This window comes from Nocardia sp. NPDC047038 (assembly GCF_040644075.1).
In the GTDB taxonomy this organism is placed as follows: domain Bacteria; phylum Actinomycetota; class Actinomycetes; order Mycobacteriales; family Mycobacteriaceae; genus Nocardia; species Nocardia sichangensis.
The window spans coordinates 453,547-473,848 of the sequence record NZ_JBEYVQ010000001.1; the positions used below are offsets into that span (position 1 = coordinate 453,547).

Annotated in this window: 18 protein-coding genes; 10 read left to right on the forward strand and 8 right to left on the reverse strand. The window is 69.0% G+C overall.

What is annotated here, in order from left to right; genetic code table 11:
• Positions 1–32 precede the first annotated feature (32 nt).
• Entirely contained in the window at positions 33–1,409 is a 1,377-nt protein-coding gene (locus ABZ824_RS02170; RefSeq protein ID WP_356961167.1) for an alpha/beta fold hydrolase, read from the forward strand.
• A 64-nt stretch (positions 1,410–1,473) separates the two neighbouring features.
• Positions 1,474–2,979, forward strand: a complete 1,506-nt coding sequence (gatB, locus tag ABZ824_RS02175) for an Asp-tRNA(Asn)/Glu-tRNA(Gln) amidotransferase subunit GatB (protein WP_356961168.1) — start codon at positions 1,474–1,476, stop codon at positions 2,977–2,979.
• On the opposite strand, the gene ABZ824_RS02180 is transcribed toward gatB, so the two are convergent.
• Genes ABZ824_RS02180 through ABZ824_RS02190 form a run of 3 tightly spaced genes read right to left on the reverse strand, consistent with a single transcriptional unit; the run spans position 2,976 to position 5,569 of the window.
• Complete coding sequence (locus tag ABZ824_RS02180; RefSeq protein ID WP_356961170.1) at positions 2,976–3,917, reverse strand: superoxide dismutase; 942 nt, start codon at positions 3,915–3,917, stop codon at positions 2,976–2,978. The two genes, gatB and ABZ824_RS02180, sit on opposite strands and share 4 nt — an antisense overlap.
• A gap of 54 nt (positions 3,918–3,971) precedes the next feature.
• Complete coding sequence (locus ABZ824_RS02185; protein ID WP_356961172.1) at positions 3,972–4,631, reverse strand: NAD(P)H-binding protein; 660 nt, start codon at positions 4,629–4,631, stop codon at positions 3,972–3,974.
• Entirely contained in the window at positions 4,628–5,569 is a 942-nt protein-coding gene (locus ABZ824_RS02190) for an EamA family transporter (protein WP_356961174.1), read from the reverse strand. Before ABZ824_RS02190 ends, ABZ824_RS02185 begins: the two co-directional genes overlap by 4 nt.
• A 79-nt stretch (positions 5,570–5,648) precedes the next feature.
• On the opposite strand from ABZ824_RS02190, the gene ABZ824_RS02195 reads away from it, so the two are divergent.
• Complete coding sequence (locus ABZ824_RS02195; protein ID WP_356961176.1) at positions 5,649–6,536, forward strand: LysR substrate-binding domain-containing protein; 888 nt, start codon at positions 5,649–5,651, stop codon at positions 6,534–6,536.
• A 543-nt stretch (positions 6,537–7,079) separates the two neighbouring features.
• On the opposite strand, the gene ABZ824_RS02200 is transcribed toward ABZ824_RS02195, so the two are convergent.
• Positions 7,080–8,186, reverse strand: a complete 1,107-nt coding sequence (locus ABZ824_RS02200) for a PQQ-dependent sugar dehydrogenase (RefSeq protein ID WP_356961177.1) — start codon at positions 8,184–8,186, stop codon at positions 7,080–7,082.
• Positions 8,187–8,305: 119 nt separating this feature from the next.
• On the opposite strand from ABZ824_RS02200, the gene ABZ824_RS02205 reads away from it, so the two are divergent.
• Positions 8,306–9,187: a DoxX family protein gene (locus ABZ824_RS02205; protein ID WP_355080636.1), complete on the forward strand. Its 882-nt coding sequence runs from the start codon at positions 8,306–8,308 to the stop codon at positions 9,185–9,187.
• Between the two features lie 210 nt (positions 9,188–9,397).
• Here the strand turns inward: ABZ824_RS02205 and ilvD are convergent, their stop codons facing one another.
• Positions 9,398–11,239 (reverse strand): dihydroxy-acid dehydratase, encoded by a 1,842-nt coding sequence (gene ilvD / locus ABZ824_RS02210; RefSeq protein WP_356961179.1) that lies wholly within the window; start codon positions 11,237–11,239, stop codon positions 9,398–9,400.
• Positions 11,240–11,575: 336 nt separating this feature from the next.
• Positions 11,576–12,085 (reverse strand): PH domain-containing protein, encoded by a 510-nt coding sequence (locus ABZ824_RS02215; RefSeq protein ID WP_356961181.1) that lies wholly within the window; start codon positions 12,083–12,085, stop codon positions 11,576–11,578.
• Positions 12,086–12,511: 426 nt separating this feature from the next.
• Here ABZ824_RS02215 and ABZ824_RS02220 point away from each other — a divergent pair, with 426 nt between their 5' ends.
• The 3 genes from ABZ824_RS02220 to ilvC all read left to right on the forward strand — a co-directional run bounded on the left by ABZ824_RS02220 (position 12,512) and on the right by ilvC (position 16,174).
• Positions 12,512–14,446 carry an acetolactate synthase large subunit gene (locus ABZ824_RS02220; RefSeq protein WP_355080631.1) on the forward strand — a complete coding sequence of 645 codons (1,935 nt, stop codon included), beginning with the start codon at positions 12,512–12,514 and terminating at the stop codon, positions 14,444–14,446.
• Positions 14,443–14,946: an acetolactate synthase small subunit gene (gene ilvN, locus ABZ824_RS02225; RefSeq protein WP_039799659.1), complete on the forward strand. Its 504-nt coding sequence runs from the start codon at positions 14,443–14,445 to the stop codon at positions 14,944–14,946. Before ABZ824_RS02220 ends, ilvN begins: the two co-directional genes overlap by 4 nt.
• A gap of 226 nt (positions 14,947–15,172) precedes the next feature.
• Complete coding sequence (gene ilvC, locus ABZ824_RS02230; protein ID WP_174372187.1) at positions 15,173–16,174, forward strand: ketol-acid reductoisomerase; 1,002 nt, start codon at positions 15,173–15,175, stop codon at positions 16,172–16,174.
• 72 nt (positions 16,175–16,246) lie between these two features.
• Here the strand turns inward: ilvC and ABZ824_RS02235 are convergent, their stop codons facing one another.
• Both ABZ824_RS02235 and ABZ824_RS02240 read right to left on the reverse strand, forming a co-directional pair.
• A complete protein-coding gene (locus ABZ824_RS02235; RefSeq protein WP_356961183.1) occupies positions 16,247–16,654 on the reverse strand; it encodes a hypothetical protein in 408 nt (135 codons plus the stop codon).
• 249 nt (positions 16,655–16,903) lie between these two features.
• A complete protein-coding gene (locus ABZ824_RS02240) occupies positions 16,904–17,518 on the reverse strand; it encodes a helix-turn-helix domain-containing protein (protein WP_356961184.1) in 615 nt (204 codons plus the stop codon).
• Positions 17,519–17,615: 97 nt separating this feature from the next.
• Between ABZ824_RS02240 and ABZ824_RS02245 the strand changes: the two genes are divergently transcribed.
• The 3 genes from ABZ824_RS02245 to ABZ824_RS02255 all read left to right on the forward strand — a co-directional run bounded on the left by ABZ824_RS02245 (position 17,616) and on the right by ABZ824_RS02255 (position 20,232).
• Positions 17,616–18,080 carry a nitroreductase family deazaflavin-dependent oxidoreductase gene (locus ABZ824_RS02245; protein WP_356961186.1) on the forward strand — a complete coding sequence of 155 codons (465 nt, stop codon included), beginning with the start codon at positions 17,616–17,618 and terminating at the stop codon, positions 18,078–18,080.
• A 192-nt stretch (positions 18,081–18,272) separates the two neighbouring features.
• Positions 18,273–19,316: an acyl-CoA thioesterase gene (locus ABZ824_RS02250; RefSeq protein ID WP_356961188.1), complete on the forward strand. Its 1,044-nt coding sequence runs from the start codon at positions 18,273–18,275 to the stop codon at positions 19,314–19,316.
• Between the two features lie 31 nt (positions 19,317–19,347).
• Entirely contained in the window at positions 19,348–20,232 is an 885-nt protein-coding gene (locus tag ABZ824_RS02255) for a MoxR family ATPase (RefSeq protein ID WP_356961189.1), read from the forward strand.
• Positions 20,233–20,302 lie beyond the last annotated feature (70 nt).

Consider the following 20,302-nt stretch of genomic DNA (forward strand, 5'->3'; position numbering starts at 1 on the left):
GGCCGGCCCGCGTCGTCGGTACCCTGAGTCGCATGCGCAGTGGGCGACTGATCGCGTTGGCACTGTTGGTGATCACGGCAGTGGCGGCCGGGTGCTCGGAGTCGAATCCGCCCGAGCCGACCACGGGTGACTGGCACGGCGCCGTCGAGGTCCCCGGCCAGCCGGTGCAGGTCGGCGTGAGTTTCCACGACGACGGCACGGCCACCGTCGACATCCCGGCGCAGGGCATGAGCGGCGTGCAACTCAAAGACGTCAGCACCGACCGCAACGGCGTGTCTTTCGCGGTCCCCGACGTCCCTGGCGATCCGGTGTTCCACGGCAAGTACGAGTCCGGAACCGACCGGATCACCGGAGATCTCACCCAGGCGGGGCAGAAATTCCCGCTGGCGCTGAGCCGGGGCAAGGTCGTACCGCCGGCCCATCCGCAGGAACCGAAGCCACCGTTCCCGTACAAGAGCGAGGATGTCACCTACGGTAACGGCGGCATCACCATCGCGGGCACGTTGACCGAACCGCAGGGCCCTGGCCCGTTCCCCGCCATCCTCATGATCACCGGAAGCGGCGCCCAGAACCGCGACGAGGAACTGATGGGGCACAAGCCGTTCCTGCTGCTGGCCGACACCTTCACCCGCGCGGGCTACGCCGTGCTGCGCACCGACGACCGAGGCGTCGGTGGCACCGGCGGCAAACTGGACGACGCGAACTACACCGACCTGGCCGAGGACGCCGCCGCGGGCGTCCGCTTCTTGCGGGCCCGCTCCGAGATCGACCCGGCGCGGGTCGGGCTCTTCGGCCACAGCGAGGGCGGCTACCTCGCGCCGCTGGTCGCCGCGCGCCCCGACAGCGGCGTCGCGTTCGCCGTCCTGATGGCCGGACCCGGCGTCCCGGGCTCGGACGTGCTCGTCGAACAGACCCGCTTGCTCGCCACCGCGAACGGAACACCTCCCGACCAGGTGGAGACCCAGGTCCGCGACATGGCCGAACTGTCCGCCCTGCTGAAGGCGGGCGACCTCGACGGAGCGAGACAACTGGCCGTTCGGCAGAACCAGGCCCTGCCCCCCGACCAGCGCGTGCCCGACGATCAGGCGGCCGCGCAGATCACGCCGTATCTGGCCGCCCTGGTCGCCTACGATCCGGCGCCCGCGCTCTCCGCCCTGCGGATTCCGGTGCTCGCGTTCTTCGGCGGCAAGGATCTCCAGGTGCCCCCGGCGCAGAGCGAGCAGCCGATGCGCGACCACCTCGCCGCCGATCCCGATGCGACCGTCCACGTCTTCCCGGGTCTCAACCACCTGATGCAGCACACCGAGACCGGCCTTCCCCGCGAGTACGGCGCCATCGAAACGACCATTTCTCCCGAGGTGCTCGACTACGTCACCGGCTGGCTGCGGCAGCGGGTCCCGGTGAAGTAACACCGCGCCGCGGGACGCGAGAGCCGCTGCGCTGCGACGGGAGCGCTTACCTAAACTGATGGCCATGAGCGCACCCACGGTCGACCTGATGGATTACTCGGATGTCATCGCCCGGTTCGAGCCGGTGCTCGGCATGGAGGTCCACGTCGAGCTGAACACCGCGACGAAGATGTTCTGCGGTTGCCCGACCGAGTTCGGCGCCGAGCCGAACACGCAGGTGTGCCCCGTGTGCCTCGGCTTGCCCGGTTCGCTCCCGGTGGTCAACCAGAAGGCCGTCGAATCGGCCATCCGGATCGGGCTGGCGCTGAACTGCTCGATCACGCCGTGGGGCCGGTTCGCGCGGAAGAACTACTTCTACCCCGATCAGCCGAAGAACTACCAGATCAGCCAGTACGACGAGCCGATCGCCACGAACGGGCACCTGGACGTGGTGCTCGATGACGGCAGTGCCTTCCGTGTCGACATCGAGCGCGCGCACATGGAGGAGGACACCGGCAAGTCGGTGCACATCGGCGGTGCGACCGGCCGCATCCACGGCGCGAGCCACTCCCTGCTCGATTACAACCGGGCGGGCGTGCCGCTGATCGAGATCGTCACCAAGCCGATCACCGGCGCGGGGGAGCGCGCCCCCGAGGTGGCGCGGGCGTACGTGACGGCGCTGCGGGATCTGCTGAAGTCGCTCGGGGTGTCCGACGTGAAGATGGAGCAGGGTTCGCTGCGCTGCGACGCGAACGTCTCCCTGATGCCGATCGGCGCAACGGAATTCGGCACCCGCACGGAGACCAAGAACGTCAACTCCCTGCGCAGCGTCGAGGTCGCGGTGCGCTTCGAGATGCGCAGGCAGGCCGCTGTGCTCGCGGGCGGCGGCACGATAGTCCAGGAGACCAGGCACTTCCACGAGGCCGACGGCACCACTTCGCCCGGCCGCCGCAAGGAGACCGCCGAGGACTACCGCTACTTCCCCGAGCCGGACCTCGAGCCCGTCGCGCCCGCAGCGGAGTGGGTCGAGCAGTTGCGCGGCACGATTCCCGAGTACCCCTGGCTGCGCCGCGCGCGCATCCAGTCCGATTGGGGCCTGTCCGACGAGGTGATGCGCGACCTGGTCAACGCGGGCGCGCTGGACCTGATCATCGCCACCGTCGACGCGGGCGCACCGGCCAACGAGGCGCGCTCCTGGTGGGTCGCCTACCTCACCGAGAAGGCCAAGGAGCGCGAGGTCGCGCTGGAGGAGCTGCCGATCAGCCCGGCCCAGGTCGCCGAGGTGATCAAGCTGGTCGACGCGAAGACGATCAACAACAAGGTGGCCAAGCAGGTCGTCGACCACGTGCTGGCAGGCGAGGGCGACCCGGCGCAGATCGTCGAGGCCAAGGGCCTCGGCATGGTCAGCGACGACAGCGCCTTGCAGTCGGAGGTGGAGAAGGCCCTGGCCGCGAACCCCGACATCGCCGACAAGATCCGCTCCGGCAAGGTGCAGGCTGCGGGCAAGATCGTCGGCGACGTCATGAAGGCGACCCGCGGTCAGGCCGACGCGGCGCGCGTCCGCGAACTGGTCCTGGCTGCCTGCAGCTAGGTTCGGCGCTCGACCCCGACCGCGCTGTATGACGTGGTCGGGGTCGGTGGCGTGGTGTAGCGCGCGTTCGGCAGGTAGAGCCGTTCCTCGTACGCCGCGACGGTGGTCGGTACGTCGAAGCGCGGGTCGGTGACGCGTCCTACGAGCGATCCTGTAGTGCCCGCGTGGTCGAGCGCGACCACCGCGATCGTGTTGGACCGGTTCTGCACGACCAGAAGTGTGTCGCCGCGCAGCAGCAGTCCGTCCCCGTTGGGCAGCGTCTCGGCGCCGAGGTCGATCCGCCGCGTCGTGCCCGTCGCCGGGTCGACGCGGAACAACCGGCCGGTCACCGACTGCATGATGATCAAGCCGGTGCCGTCGGGTGTGCGCACGATCCCGTTGGCGTTGATCGCTCCGGGCTCGTAGCGGATGTCGCCGGTCAACGGGCGTCGCACCACCGCCGTGGGTGAGGGCAGAGCGTCCTGGTCACCGACGGGCAGGTGGTAGAGCACGGGCGTGCGCGAGTCGGTGAACCACGCGCCAGTGGGCGTCAGCACGACATCGTTGACGAACGTGTCCGGCGAGATGCCGAGGGAGTAGCTCGCCAATACCGCGCCCGTGCCGGTGTCCACGACGCGTGCGTCGCCTCCGGCGCCCCCGGCGACGAACAGCCGACCGTGGTGGTCGACCTGGAGTCCGAGCGCGGGCGTACCCGGCCCCTGGCTCAGGATCTCGCCTCGCCCGGTCACCAGGTCGGCGCGGTAGATGGAGCCGTCGACTCGCGAACCGAAGTAGGCCACCGGCCGTGAACCGATGGCGATGCCTTCCGGTTGGAACCCGGCGGGCAGGTCGATCCTGGCGGCGAGGACCGGAGCGTGTGCCGCCGCCCGGTCCTCGGGCGCCGACGCCGCGACGCCGAGACACCCGAGCGCGGCCGAGATCGCCAGGACTCGCTTCATCTCATTGTTCCTCTGTATCGGTGGTCGCGGGCCTGCGGCGTCGGGCCGAGACGTTCAGGCAGTGCCGAGCGTTTCGACGTCTCCGTAACCGACCGTGAAATGACGGTTCCCGCAGGGGTTTTCGAGCTCGTCCAGGATGGCTACGGCAAGGTCTTCCGCCGAGATCCGGGACGCGCCGTCAGCGCTGGTGATGAGCGTCGTGGTGCCCCGCCGGTACTTCCCGGTGCGCTGTCCGGGTTCGAGGAGGGCGGGTGGGCTGAGATAGACCGAGTCGGCCGGATGCGCCCGGCAGGTCTCCCATTGCGCGACGCTCGCGGCGGCGATGGTGCGGATCGACGCCGGTACGTATTCCGGACTGTCGATCACCAGCCGCTCGGGGTGTCCCGGAACCCGTAGCGGCGCGGCGCCGCCGACGACGAGGATGCGCCTCCCGGTGGCCGCGGCCGCGTCGAGCAGGGCTGTTGTGGTCGTCGTGACGGTGTGTTCCTGCCCGGCGGCCGCACGGGTCGCGGCCACGATCGCGTCGGCGCCGTCGAACAATTCGCTCATCCGGACCCTGTCGTTCGCGTCGCCCTCGGCAACGGTCACCATGGGCGGCAGGGCGATCCGCCGCCCTGTCCGGAAGACGGCGACGATCTCGTGGCCGCGGTCGGCGGCCTCGTCGACGACGCACGAGCCGACCATGCCTGCGGCTCCGACAACGGCGATCTTCATTTCGATATCCCTTCGGGTGCTGCGACAGGAGCGGAGGAGCGGGTGGGCGCGGGAAGCTGTCCCGCGACGATCGCGGCGAGCGCGAGCCCGAACCCCGCGAGTTGGACCGGGCCGAGTGTCTGGCCGAGCAGAACCGCGCCGAGAACCGCCGCGACCAGCGGCGAGAGCAGAACCAGCACCGCGACGGAGGTGACGGGCAAGGAGCCGATGCCGCGGAACCACAGGACATACGCGAGCAGACCCCCGACCAGCCCCAGCCATAGGTATCCGAGAACGGCGGGCGGGTCGATCGCGGGAGGCGGCCCTTCGACGAAGAACGTGAGAGGCAGCAGGAACAGCCCACCGGCGGTGAGTTGCCAGCCCGCGAACGCCGTGGGACCGGCCTCGGCAGGCCGCCCCCACTTCTTCGTGAGGGTCAGGCCGAGCGCCATGGAAGCCGCGGCGGCAAGGCCGGCGACAACCCCGGTGAGGTCGAAGGCCGCGTCCGGCCCGATCACCACCAAGCCGACGCCGACAAGGCCTATCGCTCCCCAGACGAGGCGCCAAGCGGAGGGGCTTTCGCCCAAGATCACCACGGCCAAGACGGCCACGACGAGCGGCTGGGCCGCCGCCAAGGTCGCGGCCACGCCGCCCGGTAAGCGTTCGGCGGCGAGGAACAGCATCGGGAACAGCAGCCCGATGTTGAGCACACCCAGCACCGCGGCTTTGCCCCACCAGGCTCCGCGCGGCAGCGTCCGCGTGATCGCCAGCGCGATCAGACCCGCAGGCAAGGCCCGCAGGAGACCGGCGAACAGCGGGTGTCCCGGTGGGAGCAGCTCGGTGGTGACGACATAGGTCGTGCCCCATGACGCGGGAGCGAGCGCCGTCAGGACGGTGCGCGGCAGGGTTCCCAGTGGCGCAGTTCCGCCGAAAACCGCCTGTGTTGCTGAACTTTTCACCTTCGCAGTCTCGCGCGGAAGTGATCAATGAGTCCAACACATGTTTGTCAATTCATCAATCTTGTTTCAAGATTGATCCATGGAGCTCCAGCAGATGCGCTACGTCATCGCCGTGGCCGAGACGAACAGCTTCACCCGGGCCGCCGAACGATGCCTTGTCGTGCAGTCCGCCCTCAGCCATCAGATCGCGCGTCTGGAACGGGAATTGGGCGCGCGACTCTTCGAGCGCACCAGCCGCCGGGTGCGCCTCACACCGGCCGGCGCGGCGTTCCTCCCCGCCGCCCGCCAGTGCCTCGACGCCGCCGAGCGCGCCGCCGCCGAGGTGGCCGCGGCGGTCGGCGAGGTGCGCGGGCGGCTCGCCGTCGGGCTGATCCCCACCGTCGCCGCGGTGGATATCCCGGAGGCGCTGCGCGATTTCCGCCGCCGTCACCCGCACGTGCGCATCAGCCTGCGCGTGGGTGCGAGCGAGGAGCTGGTGGAGAAGGTCGAGCAAGGAGCCATCGACGTCGCATTCCTCGGATTGCCGACGACGGCACGACCCCGAGGCGTGGTCGCGCACGAACTCGCCCGCGACCGGCACGTAGCCGTCGTCGCGCTGGACCATCCGCTCGCCGGAGAGCGATCGATCGACCTGCGCACGCTGTCTGCCGAGGTCTTCGTGGATCTCCCGGCCGGGACCGCCGGACGTCTCCAGTCCGACCAAGCCTTCACAGCCGCCGGTCTGGACCGCGACGTCGCTTTCGAAGTGACCAGCGCGGACTACATCGCCCGACTCGTCCGCCCCGGCCTCGCCATCGCCATGCTCCCGTCCACTTACGTGCCCCAACTAGAGGGCGTGACCACCATCGAGGTCACCGACGCCCCCGCCCGAGTCGAATACGTCATCTGGAGCCGCAGCCGCACACCGGCGGCCACCGCGTTCCTCACCGTTCTCGGCATCGCCGCGCAGGCCTCGGACGACTCCTGAAGAATCTCGCCGCATTTCGGCCCGAGCGCCGCACCGGGAGAGATGCTGTGGAGTGACATTCTGACCTTCTTCGCCCCCCTGACCTGATCGGACTGTGCCGGATGTGTCGGTGTCGAGTGGCACGAGCGAAACCTGGGTCCGTCCGTCGCTTCTCAGGGCGGTCGGCGCCGGTTCCGACAGCGAGATCGGCGCGCATGCCGTTGCGCGCTCGGCTCAGTTGGGGCGGCTGTTCGTTCGTGCGGAAAGAGTGAGCGGCAGCCACCGCCCACCTGGCCGAGGCAAAGCCTCAGATCGCACGGTTACGGCAGCGCGGGCCCAGCACATCTTGCCAAGGCGGAGCCCTGAGGCCACGCGGTTACTGCCGTCCGCGCCCAGCGCACCTCGACCACGTCTTTCGAGCGAAGCGAGACCGAGCATGCGCCCGTTCGCGGCCCGGCTCGCGTCCGAGTGACCGCCGCGTCCGCGACGAAGTCGCCAGCGGCGGTCGCTCGGACGCGAGCCAAGAGGGGGCCGCGAACACGCCGCGCCCGCGCGGCCAACAACTCAGTCCGGTCCGCCGCCTCCGGCCTGCGGGGGCGGGATGCGGACGACGCGGTCGTCGAACGGTCCCGGCTGGCCGTCGGTCTTGTTCACCGTGGTCACCCAGATGGTTCCGTCGGCGCCGACCGCCGCGCCGCCGAGTTGCCCGTACTTGTCCTGCGCGGTCAGCGTCGGCGTCGCGGTGACCGCGTGGGTGGTGGGGTCGGCGGCGGCGATGGCGAGGGCCTTCGCGCGGGTCATCGAGATCGCGACACCGTCCGAGGCGGCGGCGCACCCGGCGACGCCGGGCCGATCCGGCCAGGTCCACATGGTGGTGACCACGCCGTCGCCGCCGAGTCGCTGCAATCGGTCCTCGGCGGCGGTGCGGTCGGTGATCCAGATGCTGTCCTTGCTGTCCCGGCACACGTCCCCGGCGGTCCCGATGCCCGAGACGGCGACTTCCGGCGTGAGTGTGCGGCCGGGCACGGGGGAGTTCACGCGCAGCAGCTTGCCCGCGAGGGAGCCGGCCGAGGCGGCCGCGCCGGGATTGCCCGCGTCGCCGGTCAGCACGAGCATCTGGTCGGACGAGGCGAATTCGATCGCGCCGTGATTTCCGCTGGAGCCCTTCGGGATTCCGGTGAGCACGTCCTTCGGTGATCCGCCTTCGGCGATGCGGACCACCCGGTTGTCGCTGCCGGTGGTGATGTACGCGTACATCAGGCCGTCTTCGTTGTAGGTCGGGGACAGCGCGATGTCGCTGAGGCCGCCGTCGCCGGAGCCGTCCACGTCCAGGCGGGCGATCTCGACCGGCGGCTGGTCGGGCACCACCTTCAGGATCCGCCCGGTCCTGCGCTCGGCGACCAGCGCGCCGTCGGGAAGCGCGACCAAGCCGCCGGTGGTGTCCAGGCAGGTGGCCACCACCGCGGGGTCGGGATCGATGCACGGGCCGCTCGGCCGGGTGGTCGAGGTGGGCGGCTGGCTCGGTTTCTTCGGGTCGATGTTGGCTCCGTGCAGGGTCGGTTCCGGGGTGAACGGGCTGGACGCCGAATCGTCGAACCGGGCGCATCCGACCAGCAGGACGGAGCCGAGCGCCAAGCTCGCCGCGACGCGGCCCACGACAACCAAACTCATAGCCCAGACGTTACGGAAATTCCGTCGCCCGCGCCCTTCCGGGTGGGGGTGTCGCGCGCGCACTGACACGCCGCGCTGTACTTGCCCGCCCCGGTGCGGTGCGGCATAGGGTATTGGCCGTGACCGACAAGCCGAAAGACACGCCCGAATCCGAGGCCGGGAACGCCGCTCCTTCCACGGCCGAGCAGGCGGCGGTGTCGTCCACCGGTCGGGGAGTGACCAGCCCGTACGATTCGCCGACCGAGCAGTTCGAGCGGGTGGATCCGGCCCAGCGGCCGCAGCTGTCCAAGGACGTCCCGCGCACCGAGGAAGAACTCGGGCTAGAGCCCGAGGTCCCCACCACCGGCGCGAACAGAACCGCTGCGGGCGCGACAGCGGCGCCCACCTACGACTACGCCAGCATCCCACCCGCCCCGGCCCCGCCGAGCGACACCGCGCGGCTACGTCGCCGCAACGGCGAGGTCCGCCGCGGCACGCTCGATCTCGGATTGTTGCTGCTCCGCTTGGTCGTCGGCGCCACTTTCCTCTACCACGGCCTGCAGAAGCTGACCGGCTGGTTCCACGGCCCCGGCTTGGACGGCACCCGCGACATGATGGAGCGCGGCGGCTGGGACCACCCGAGTGTGTCCGCCCTCCTGGTGACAGCGGGCGAGGTCGGCGGCGGTGCGCTGCTGATCCTCGGCCTGCTGACTCCGCTGGCGGCCGGTGCGGTGCTCGCGGTCATCCTGGACGCCTGGGCCTGGAAGCAGGGCATGGCCCCCGGGTTCCAGTACAAGGCCGGTCCGGGAGCGGTGGAATACGAGAGCGTCCTCGCGGGCGTCTCGGCCGTCATCATCCTGACCGGCCCCGGTCGCCTGTCCTTCGACCGCAACCGTGGCTGGGCCATCCGCCCCGCCTCCGGCTCCTTCGTCATCCTGCTTCTCGCTGTGGCGGCCGCGGTCGGCGCGTACTGGTACCTGCACGGCGGCAACCCACTGACGGGCATCGGCCCCTTCGACTGATCAGGACGAACAAGAGGCCCTTCATCCCGTAACGGGAAGAAGGGCCTCCGTCGTTCGACCACCTGAGGCTGCCCGTGACAACTGATTTCGCATGGACATGGGTAACTCGCCGGGTACGCCCAAAATCCGTGACCCACCTGACGCGGGACCTGAGACCAGGTCCTGTCGCACCGAACTCGTACGGCCTCGAGACCCGGAGAGGCGGGAAGCCTAGGGCACGTGGCGGACAGCGCCCTTGTCGGCTGAGGTCGCCATCGCGGCGTACGCCCGCAGCGCGGTCGTCACCGGACGATCGCGGTTGACCGGCTGCCACGGCCGCTCGGAGGCTTCCATCTTCGCGCGGCGCTCGGCGAGCGCCGCATCGTCGACGAGGACCTCGAGCGTGCGGCTGGTCACGTCGATGCGGATCTGGTCGCCGTTCTCGATCAGGCCGATGACACCGCCGCTGGCCGCCTCGGGGGAGATGTGCCCGATCGACAGGCCCGAAGTGCCGCCGGAGAAGCGGCCGTCGGTGATCAGCGCGCACTCCTTGCCGAGGCCGGAGCCTTTCAGGAAGGCGGTCGGGTGCAGCATCTCCTGCATGCCGGGGCCGCCCGCGGGCCCTTCGTAGCGAACCACGATCACGTCGCCCGGCTTGATCTTCTTGCCGAGGATGACCGCCACGGCCTCCTCCTGCGAGTCCACCACCACCGCGGGGCCCTGGAAGGAGAACAACTCCTCGTCGATGCCCGCGGTCTTGAGCACCGCGCCGTCGGGCGCGATGTTGCCGCGCAGCACGACCAGGCCGCCTTCCTTGGTGTAGGCGTGCTCGAGGTCGCGGATGCAGCCGCCCTCGGCGTCGGTGTCCAGCGACGACCAGCGGTTGTCGGTGGAGAACGGCTCGGTGGTGCGCACCCCGCCCGGGGCGGCGTGGAAGAGTTCGATGGCTTCCTGGGAGGCCTTGCCCGAGCGGATGTCCCAGGTGTCGAGCCATTCGTCGAGGCTCGCGGTGTGCACCGTGGTGACGTCGGTCTCCAGCAGGCCCGCCCGGCGCAGCTCGCCGAGGATCGCGGGGATGCCGCCTGCGCGGTGCACGTCCTCCATGTGGTAGTCGGAGTTGGGCGACACCTTCGACAGCGTGGGCACCCGGCGGCTGATCTCCTCGATGGTGTGCAGATCGAAGTCGACCTCGCCTTCCTGCGCGGCGGCGAGCGTGTGCAGCACGGTGTTGGTCGAACCGCCCATCGCCACGTCCAGCGCCATCGCGTTGCGGAAAGCCTTGGCGTCGGCGACATTGCGCGGCAGCACGGACGCGTCGTCCTCGCGGTACCAGCGGTTGGCGATGTCCACCACCACGGTGCCCGCCCGCTCGAACAGCGCCCGGCGCGCGGCGTGCGTAGCGAGGGTGGAGCCGTTGCCGGGCAGCGCCAGACCAAGTGCCTCGGTGAGGCAGTTCATCGAGTTCGCGGTGAACATGCCCGAGCAGGAACCGCAGGTCGGGCACGCGGAGCGCTCGACCTCGGACAGACCCTCCTCCGACACCGCCTGATTCGCGCTCGCGGAGATCGCGGTGATCAGGTCGGTCGGCGCCTGCGCGACCCCGCCGACGACGACGGCCTTGCCCGCTTCCATCGGCCCGCCGGAGACGAACACCGCCGGAATGTTCAGCCGCATGGCCGCATTGAGCATGCCCGGGGTGATCTTGTCGCAGTTGGAGATGCAGACCAGCGCGTCGGCGGTGTGCGCGTTCACCATGTACTCGACGGAGTCGGCGATGATCTCGCGCGAGGGCAGCGAGTAGAGCATGCCGCCGTGACCCATGGCGATGCCGTCGTCGACGGCGATGGTGTGGAATTCGCGCGGCACGCCACCGGCGGCGCGCACCGCGTCGGCCACGATCTCGCCGACATTCTTCAGATGCACATGGCCGGGGACGAACTGGGTGTAGGAGTTCGCGATGGCGACGATCGGCTTGCCGAAGTCGGTGTCGGTCATGCCGGTGGCGCGCCAGAGTGCGCGTGCGCCTGCGGCATTGCGGCCGATGGTCGTGGTTCGTGAACGAAGCGGTGGCATTTCGATGGTCCTCGGGTCGCGGGGGCTGACGTGCGACGGCGCAGAGCGTGCTCGGCGGAGCACCACGTTACTCCCGGTGGGCGTGCCCACCTGCTGGGTGGTGTGGCGTCTCATCGCGGTCGGCCGGGTCGGGTGTGTCGCCGGTGCGTGGTGTCGCGGGCGACGACGGTGACGCCGGAGGTACCGGAACGTCGGGGTGGGGACGAGGAGGATCAGTGCTCCGGGGAAATCATCCCATCACTCGACCGCAACCTCCCAACGGCGGCGAATGTTCCGCTTCGGCGCGATGGGGCTCGAGCCGGGCAACTGGAGCGTCGGTCGGTGTGACCGAACTCGCTACGTCGCGCTGTCGCGTCGCGTGCCTTCTTCGGCGTTCTCGCCGGACTTCGCCAAGCCATTGGTCGCCGGATCGCCCTCGGTATTCGAGGTTCCGCTACTCGCGTCCGCAGGTTCGGCGGGGGATTCTCCCGTCGCGGGTTCCCGCGGCTCCGCGAACGGGTCCGGAATCCGTCCGCCGGAGAAAGCGGCCAGATCGCGCAGCCGGTCATAACTCACCGCGGGCAACTTCACTTCGCTGCCGTCGGTCAGGTCGGCGCGCACGTATCCACGCTTCGGGATTCGCACACCCTTCACCTGTGCCCAGTCGAGGTGGCGGGAGCCGAACAGCGTTCGCAAATCCAGCCCCGCGTCCGAGACGCCGGTCTGCGTCCGCAGCACCCAAGCCAGCACCGCGACGGGGATCAGCAGCAGCCACCACAGTCCGGCGGGCCAGCCGACGAAGGGGAAGAACACGCACATCAGCAGGATGAATACGCCCAGGAACGCCAGCCGTGGGATGCGGATCACATGGGCGTCCGAGGCGCCACCCGTATCCGTCGTCCCCGCGGGTGTGTGGGACGATTCAGACGGTGGCACGGACTGATGCGGTGATGACACACCACCATCCTCGCATCCTGATGAACGGACACAAGCAACCGCACTCTCCCACATAATGGGACACACGGGGTCATCTGTTTGACTCTTCGGTTCACACCCGCTTAACGTCGTGCGCGTGAATCGAAACGAGTTGCTCGTAATCGGCCGGCGCGTCCAGCGTTGAGCCTGACACACTGAGTCGAATACGTCAGCTCGCGTTGCGACGCGCCACCCTCGATCAGCCCTGCGCTGTCGGGGGCTTTTTTATGTTCGGACTAATGTCCGGCATGGCGAAGCGCAAGACACCGCTGACACAACATCCGGGGTCGGAACCACAACCAGTAAGGAACGAAGACGGTGAGCGCACCTACCGCACGGCCCGGGCCTTCGGCCCGTAGGCCAGCGCCTTCGGCGAATCAGCAGGCCACGCCCGCTGCCAACGCGACGTCCGCGGCCAACCGCCGCCAGCTCCCGCCCGAGCGGGTCACCGGCGCGCAGTCGGTCATCCGGTCGCTCGAGGAGCTCGGCGTCGACACCGTATTCGGCATTCCGGGCGGCGCGATCCTTCCCGTCTACGACCCGCTTTTCGATTCCACCAAGGTGCGTCATGTGCTCGTCCGCCACGAGCAGGGCGCGGGCCACGCCGCCACCGGTTACGCCCAGGCGACCGGCAAGGTCGGTGTGTGTATGGCCACATCCGGCCCCGGCGCGACCAACCTGGTCACCCCGATCGCCGACGCGCAGATGGACTCCGTCCCGATCGTCGCCATCACCGGCCAGGTCGGCCGCGGCCTGATCGGCACCGACGCGTTCCAGGAAGCCGATATCTCCGGCATCACCATGCCGATCACCAAGCACAACTTCCTGATCACCGAGGGCGTCGACATCCCGCGCATCATCGCGGAAGCGTTCTACCTCGCCGCCTCGGGCCGTCCCGGCGCCGTGCTGGTCGACATCCCGAAGGACGTGCTGCAGGCGCAGACCACCTTCACCTGGCCGCCGGAGATGCGGCTGCCCGGCTACCGTCCGGTCACCAAGCCGCACGGCAAGCAGGTGCGCGAGGCCGCGCGGATGATCATGGAAGCCAAGGCTCCCGTGCTCTACGTCGGCGGCGGCGTGATCAAGGCCGACGCCTCGGCCGAGCTGCTGCAACTGGCCGAGCTCACCGGCATCCCCGTGGTCACCACGCTGATGGCGCGCGGCGCGTTCCCCGACAGCCACCGCCTGAACATGGGCATGCCCGGCATGCACGGCACCGTGGGCGCGGTCGCCGCGTTGCAGCGGTCGGATCTGCTGATCACCCTGGGCGCGCGGTTCGACGACCGCGTCACCGGTCAGCTGGACTCCTTCGCACCCGGCGCCAAGGTCATCCACGCCGACATCGACCCGGCCGAGATCGGCAAGAACCGCCACGCCGACGTCCCGATCGTGGGCGACTGCCGCGAGGTGATCATCGAGCTGATCGAGACACTGAAGGCCGACCCGTCCGCGGGTGACGCGCTGCCGCTGGCGCTGACCGACTGGTGGACCTACCTCGACGGCGTGCGCGACGCCTACCCGCTGGGCTGGACCCCGCCCGCGGACGGTTCGCTGTCGCCGGAGTTCGTCATCGAGGCGCTCGGCCGCCTGGCCGGACCCGACGCGATCTACTGCGCGGGCGTCGGCCAGCACCAGATGTGGGCCGCTCAGTTCATCAAGTACGAGAAGCCGCGCACCTGGCTGAACTCCGGTGGTCTGGGCACCATGGGCTACGCCGTCCCGGCGGCCATGGGCGCCAAGATGGGCGCGCCGGACAAAGAGGTGTGGGCGGTCGACGGTGACGGCTGCTTCCAGATGACCAACCAGGAGCTGGCCACCTGCGCCGTCGAGGGCGTCCCGATCAAGGTCGCGCTGATCAACAACGGCAACCTCGGCATGGTGCGCCAGTGGCAGACGCTGTTCTACCAGGAGCGTTACTCCAACACCGACCTGGGCACGCACACCCTGCGCATCCCCGACTTCGTGAAGCTCGCCGAAGCCCTCGGCTGCCACGGCATCCGGGTGGAGCGCGAGGAGGACGTGGAGGCCGCGATCCGCGAGGCGCAGTCCATCAACGACCGTCCCGTGGTGATCGACTTCATCGTCGGCAAGGACGCCCAGGTGTGGCCGATGGTCGCCGCGGGCACCAGCAACGACGAGATCATGGCCGCTCGCGGCATCCGCCCGCTGTTCGACGACGACGAGCAGGCCTCCGAGCCCGCGGTCATCCACACGGCGATGTCGCACGAACAGAACAAGGTGAACAACGGATGAGTACCACGCATACCCTCAGCGTTCTCGTCGAGGACAAACCGGGCGTGCTGGCACGGGTCGCGGCGCTGTTCTCCCGCCGCGGCTTCAACATCGAGTCGCTGGCGGTCGGTGGCACCGAGCTCCCCGAGATCTCGCGCATGACCATCGTCGTCACCGTCGAAGACCTGCCGCTGGAGCAGGTCACCAAGCAGCTCAACAAGCTGGTGAACGTCATCAAGATCGTGGAGCAGGATTCCGACAGCTCGGTGGCCCGCGAACTGATCCTGGTGAAGGTGCGCGCCGACGCCAGCGTGCGGACCCAGGTGATCGAGGCCGTGGGGCTGTTCCGCGCGAAGGTCATCGACGTGTCGCCGGACGCGCTCACCGTCGAGGCGACCGGAACCCGGTCCAAGCTCGACGCGCTGCTGCGGATGCTCGAACCGTACGGCATCCGGGAGATCGTGCAGTCCGGTGTCGTCGCGGTGGGGCGTGGACCGAAGTCCATCACCGCCACCCGATGAGCTGACGAGCGGCATACCGATGGGGCCGACCGCACAGCGGCGGCCACACGCTAGTCTTTCTGCGATCGACGGTTGGCGTGCCGCCTCCCCGCTCACGCGGGAATGATCCCCTCCCGCGGCTGCGGGGGTGATCCGATCCAGAACAACGTAAATCCGCACCGGCGCAAGCCGGTGTGCCCCGCCTCGCGCGGGGATGATCCCGGAAGGAACCACAGTGGCAGTCGAGATGTTCTACGACGACGATGCCGACCTGTCGATCATCCAGGGCCGCAAGGTCGCTGTCATCGGCTACGGCAGCCAGGGGCACGCGCACTCGCTGAGCCTGCGCGACTCGGGCGTCGAGGTCCGCGTCGGTCTGGCCGAGGGTTCGAAGTCGCGTCCGAAGGCCGAGGAGGCGGGCCTGACCGTCGGCACGCCCGCCGAGGTCTCGGAGTGGGCGGACGTCATCATGGTGCTCGCGCCCGACACCGCGCAGGCGTCGATCTTCACCAACGACATCGAGCCGAACCTGAAGGACGGCGACGCGCTGTTCTTCGGCCACGGCCTCAACATCCACTTCGGCCTGATCAAGCCGCCCGCCAACGTCACCATCGGCATGGTCGCCCCGAAGGGCCCGGGCCACCTGGTGCGTCGTCAGTTCGTCGACGGCAAGGGCGTTCCCGCGCTGATCGCGATCGACCAGGACCCGAAGGGCGAGGGCCAGGCGCTGGCGCTGTCCTACGCCAAGGGCATCGGCGGCACCCGCGCGGGCGTCATCAAGACCACCTTCAAGGAAGAGACCGAGACCGACCTGTTCGGTGAGCAGGCCGTGCTGTGCGGCGGCACCGAGGAACTGGTGAAGACCGGTTTCGAGGTCATGGTCGAGGCCGGTTACGCGCCGGAGATGGCCTACTTCGAGGTGCTGCACGAGCTGAAGCTGATCGTCGACCTGATGTACGAGGGCGGCATCGCGCGGATGAACTACTCGGTCTCCGACACCGCCGAGTTCGGCGGCTATCTGTCGGGCCCGCGGGTCATCGACGCCGACACCAAGAAGCGCATGCAGGACATCCTCAAGGACATCCAGGACGGCAGCTTCGTCAAGCGTCTGGTCGCCAACGTCGAGGGCGGCAACAAGGAGCTCGAGGCGCTGCGCAAGAAGAACGCCGAGCACCCGATCGAGGTCACCGGCGCCAAGCTGCGCGGCCTGATGAGCTGGGTCGATCGCCCGATCACCGAGACCGCCTGATACCCAGGCCGATTCGCGCGGTGGCCCGCTCCGGAGTTCCGGAGCGGGCCACCGGCGTCTTTCGCGGAGTTTCTAACTGCTGCCGAACGAGCCTGTGCCCGGGAAGCCCTGGCCCCAGCCCCCGCCCTGGCCCCAGCCTTGGTTCCAGCCTCCGCCCCAGCCCTGGTTCCAGCCTCCGTCGCCCCAGCCCTGGTTCCAGCCTCCGCCGCCCCAGCCACCACCGCCCCAGCCACCGCCCTGGCCCCAGCCAGGACCGCGGCCATAAGGTGGTGCGCCGTAGTGCGGTTTGTCTACCAAGACGTTGTTGTTGCAACTCCAGTCCTGGAACGGGCCGAAGGCGCACTGGTTGTAAGCCGGAGTGACCCCTGGTGTGCTCGGGGTGGCGGAGGCGGGCATCGCCAGCGCGGTCAACGGAATCGCGGCGATCGCACCGGCGACGGCCACGCGAAAGATACGGCGTGCGCTGATTGACGAGAACAACGTAAATCCTTTCGGTCTGCGGCGAGCGTCTCCGCCCGCCATCCCCCGTTGCGGGGTCCGCCCACGGCCCACCCCCGCAGACAGATCTTGGATCTACGGTCACTGCTTCGCGGTCGCGCTTACCGACGGCACAGCGACTGCATAGCTACACTCTTGCGCACTCGCCGCCGAAGGTCACGGGTGTTCTCTCCCCTGCGGGGCAAATCGAACCGCGGTATTAGGGAGTTCCCCTATCGCCGCACCCTGGGATCAACCGAACAGCGGCAGCACCGTGTCCACTATGTCCGCAGGCGACGGCAGTGACGTGAACGCGCTCGCTGGGCTCAGGTGGCGTTGCAGCGCGCGCTGATGCGCCGCGCCCACGAGCAGCAGCGCTGCCGCGCGCAGATTTACGGCGCTCGAGGCGGAGGGCTGCGCGGCCGCGAGCCGCGCCTGCATCGCGTCCACCGCGCGGTGCGGACCGATGTCCGTCTCCTGGGCGCGGTCGAGGTACCGCGCGCGCAGTTCGGCGTCGGATTGGATCGCGGCGGCAACGGGGATCGTGGCGACGAAGAAATCTTCCAGCGCTTCCATCAAGGCGACGAGATCGGCGCGCAGGTCTCGGTGCGCGTCGATGTCGCCGAGGACGTCCTTGACCGGTCGCAGATGCCGTTGGACCACCGCCTGCAACAGCCCGGTCCGGTCGCGGAAGTGATAGAAGATGCTCGACTCGGCGACACCGGCGCGGTCGGCGACCCCTTTCGTGGACAGCCGCGCCACACCCTCCTCGGCGAGGATTCGCTCCGCGGCGGCGATCACCGCGTCGCGGACGCCCGTCGAGGGACGCCCACGGCGGCGGCCTTCGACCCGGCCGGATGCCGTCACGAATCCTCCGATCTTTCGTTCGTCACCCCTTGCAGTATGCCCGACGCGGTCGTATTTTCTGAGTAGATACTCAGTAAATCTCTCGGAGGTGACCGATATGTCCAGCCAGGCTTCGGTGCGACCGTCCCAATCGCGTATCCAGCGCACCGGGGACGTCGTCGTAAGGTCGTTGCTCCGGTCTCCGCTGCATCGGGTGCTCAGCGGCAGGTTGCTGCTGGTCACCGTGCTCGGACGGAAATCGGGGCGCGAGTACACCAATCCGGTCGGATATGCCGACCATGACGGAGCGCTGCTCGTCGGCACGACGGCCCGATGGCGGCGCAATCTCCGCGACGGTGAAGCCGTGCGTGTCCGGCTGCGCGGCAGTGAGATTCGTGCCAGAGCCGAAGTGATCGCCGACGAGGCCCGGCTCGCCAAGCTCGCTCCGGTGGTGGTGTCGGCGAATCCGATCCACGGGCGCTACGCGGGTATCGAGCTGGAGCCGGACGGGACGGTCGATCGCGACGATCTGCGGCGAGCCATGGCGAACGGGTATGTGATCGTTCGTCTGAGCCCGGTCTGAGGCGGACCGGGTCGTTGCCCGGGTCCGTTTCGCGCCGTCCAAATCGCTCTCCCGCCGCCGCGCGGTAAGGCATCCGTTGTAGCGACCGTCTGGTTACTCGCTCGTACGGCGGCTGGGGCCTATGGTTCTTCCGGACAACGAGGTCGGAGAAATGTACACCCGGAGATTCCCTGTCCGAACGGATTCCGCACCGTGGCCCACTCGACAAAGCTCGACCGCACCGTGACCGTCCCGACCTCGGCCGGCCGCCGACCCGAGGCGATCCACCGATTTCTCGTGAAGCCCGACGACGCGGGCATCGTCGGATCGGTCGACGGCGGCAAACTCCTGGAATGGATCGACAAGGTCGCCTACGCGGCGGCGGCCCAGTGGAGCGGCCGCTACTGCGTCACCGCCTACGTCGGCAATATCCATCTCGACCGGCCGATCGCGGTCGGTGAGCTGGTCGAATTGCATGCGAATCTGGTCCACACCGGGCGCACCAGCATGCACATCCTGGTCACCGTCTATTCGACCGATCCCACCCGAGTGCGGCCGGTGCAGTCGGCGCAATGCCTGACGATCTTCGTCGCAGTGGACGACGACCGGCGCACCGTGGAAGTGCCGCAATGGAATCCGGCCACGCTGCTGGAATTGCAGCGGCACCGCCAGGCGCGTGCCCGGATCTCGGTGCGCAAGCTGATCGAGGAGGCGATGGCCGGCCAGCGGTACACGTCCGCGGGCACCGCGCCGAGCGCCACGCTGCGGTTCCTGGCCGCGCCGTCGGACATCAACTGGGGCGGCAAGGTGCACGGCGGCCGCACGATGCGGTGGATCGACGAGGCGGCCTACGTCTGTGGTGCGGACTGGGCGGGGCAGCGCGTCATCACTTCGTACTTCGGCGGCATCCGCTTCTACCGGCCGATCGTCATCGGCCATGTCGTCGAGGTCACCGCGCGGCTGATCCACACCGGCCCGCGCAGCATGCACGTCAGCGTGCACGTGACCTCCACCGACGCCCACTCCGACGAGCCCGCGCTCGACGCGCACGGTCTCGCCGTGGTCGTCGCGCTTGACGGCGAGGGCAAAGCGCGGCCGGTGCCGCAGTGGGAGCCGGTATCCGAGGAGGATCGCGCGCTGGACGCGCACGCCAGGCACCTCATCGAACTTCGCTCGCTGGTCGAGCCGTTCACTGTGGCGAGCGCCGTGCCGTCGGACGCCGAGCCGAGCCATTTCCGCATACCTGCGCCGAGCTGAGGCCCACGCGCCCGGTCTAGACTAGTTACCGATGAGTAAGTTCTTCGCGTCGGTGGACGAGGTGACCGGGCGTCTCACCGAGGCCGGGTACCTCCCGTCCCTCGATATCGCCACCGCCGTGTTCCTCGCGAGCCACCTCGGCAAGCCCCTGCTGATCGAGGGCCCCGCAGGCGTCGGCAAGACCGAGCTGGCCAAGGCCGTCGCCGCGGCGACCACGTCCGACCTGGTGCGGCTGCAGTGTTACGAGGGCATCGACGAGGCCCGCGCCCTCTACGAGTGGAACCACGCCAAGCAGCTGCTGCGCATCACCGCCTCGGACGACGAAGGCTGGGACAGTACCCGCGACCACGTCTTCACCGAAGAGTTCCTCCTCGCGCGCCCGCTACTGGCCGCCATCCGTAACCCGCGCTCCACGGTGCTGCTCATCGATGAACTCGACAAAGCCGATGTGGAGTTGGAAGGCCTGCTGCTCGAGGTGCTCGGCGATTACCAGGTGAGCATCCCGGAACTCGGCACCGTCACCGCGGTGCGCAAGCCGTTCGTGATCGTGACCTCCAATGCCAACCGCGAGCTGTCCGAAGCGCTCAAGCGGCGGTGCCTCTACCTGCACATCGATTACCCGACGGCGGAATTGGAGCGGGCGATCGTGCGGATGAAGGTTCCGGAGCTGGACGAGGCGCTGGGAGAGCCGGTGGTCCGCGTGGTCGGTGCGTTGCGCCAGCTCTCGTTGCGCAAAGCGCCGTCGATCGCGGAGACCGTCGATTGGGCGAAGACGCTGGTCGCTCTGGGTGCGCGCAATCTATCCGGTGGCGTCGTCCGCTCGACGCTCGGTGTGCTGTTGAAATATCAATCCGACCACCGCGTCGCGATCGAGCGGCTCGGACTCGATCTGGATGCCGAGCAAGGTGGGCGGTGAGATGGGGTTCCGTCCGACCGCTGACCGCCTATCGTCCGAGGCCGGTCGTCGCGCCCACTGCGGGGCAGGG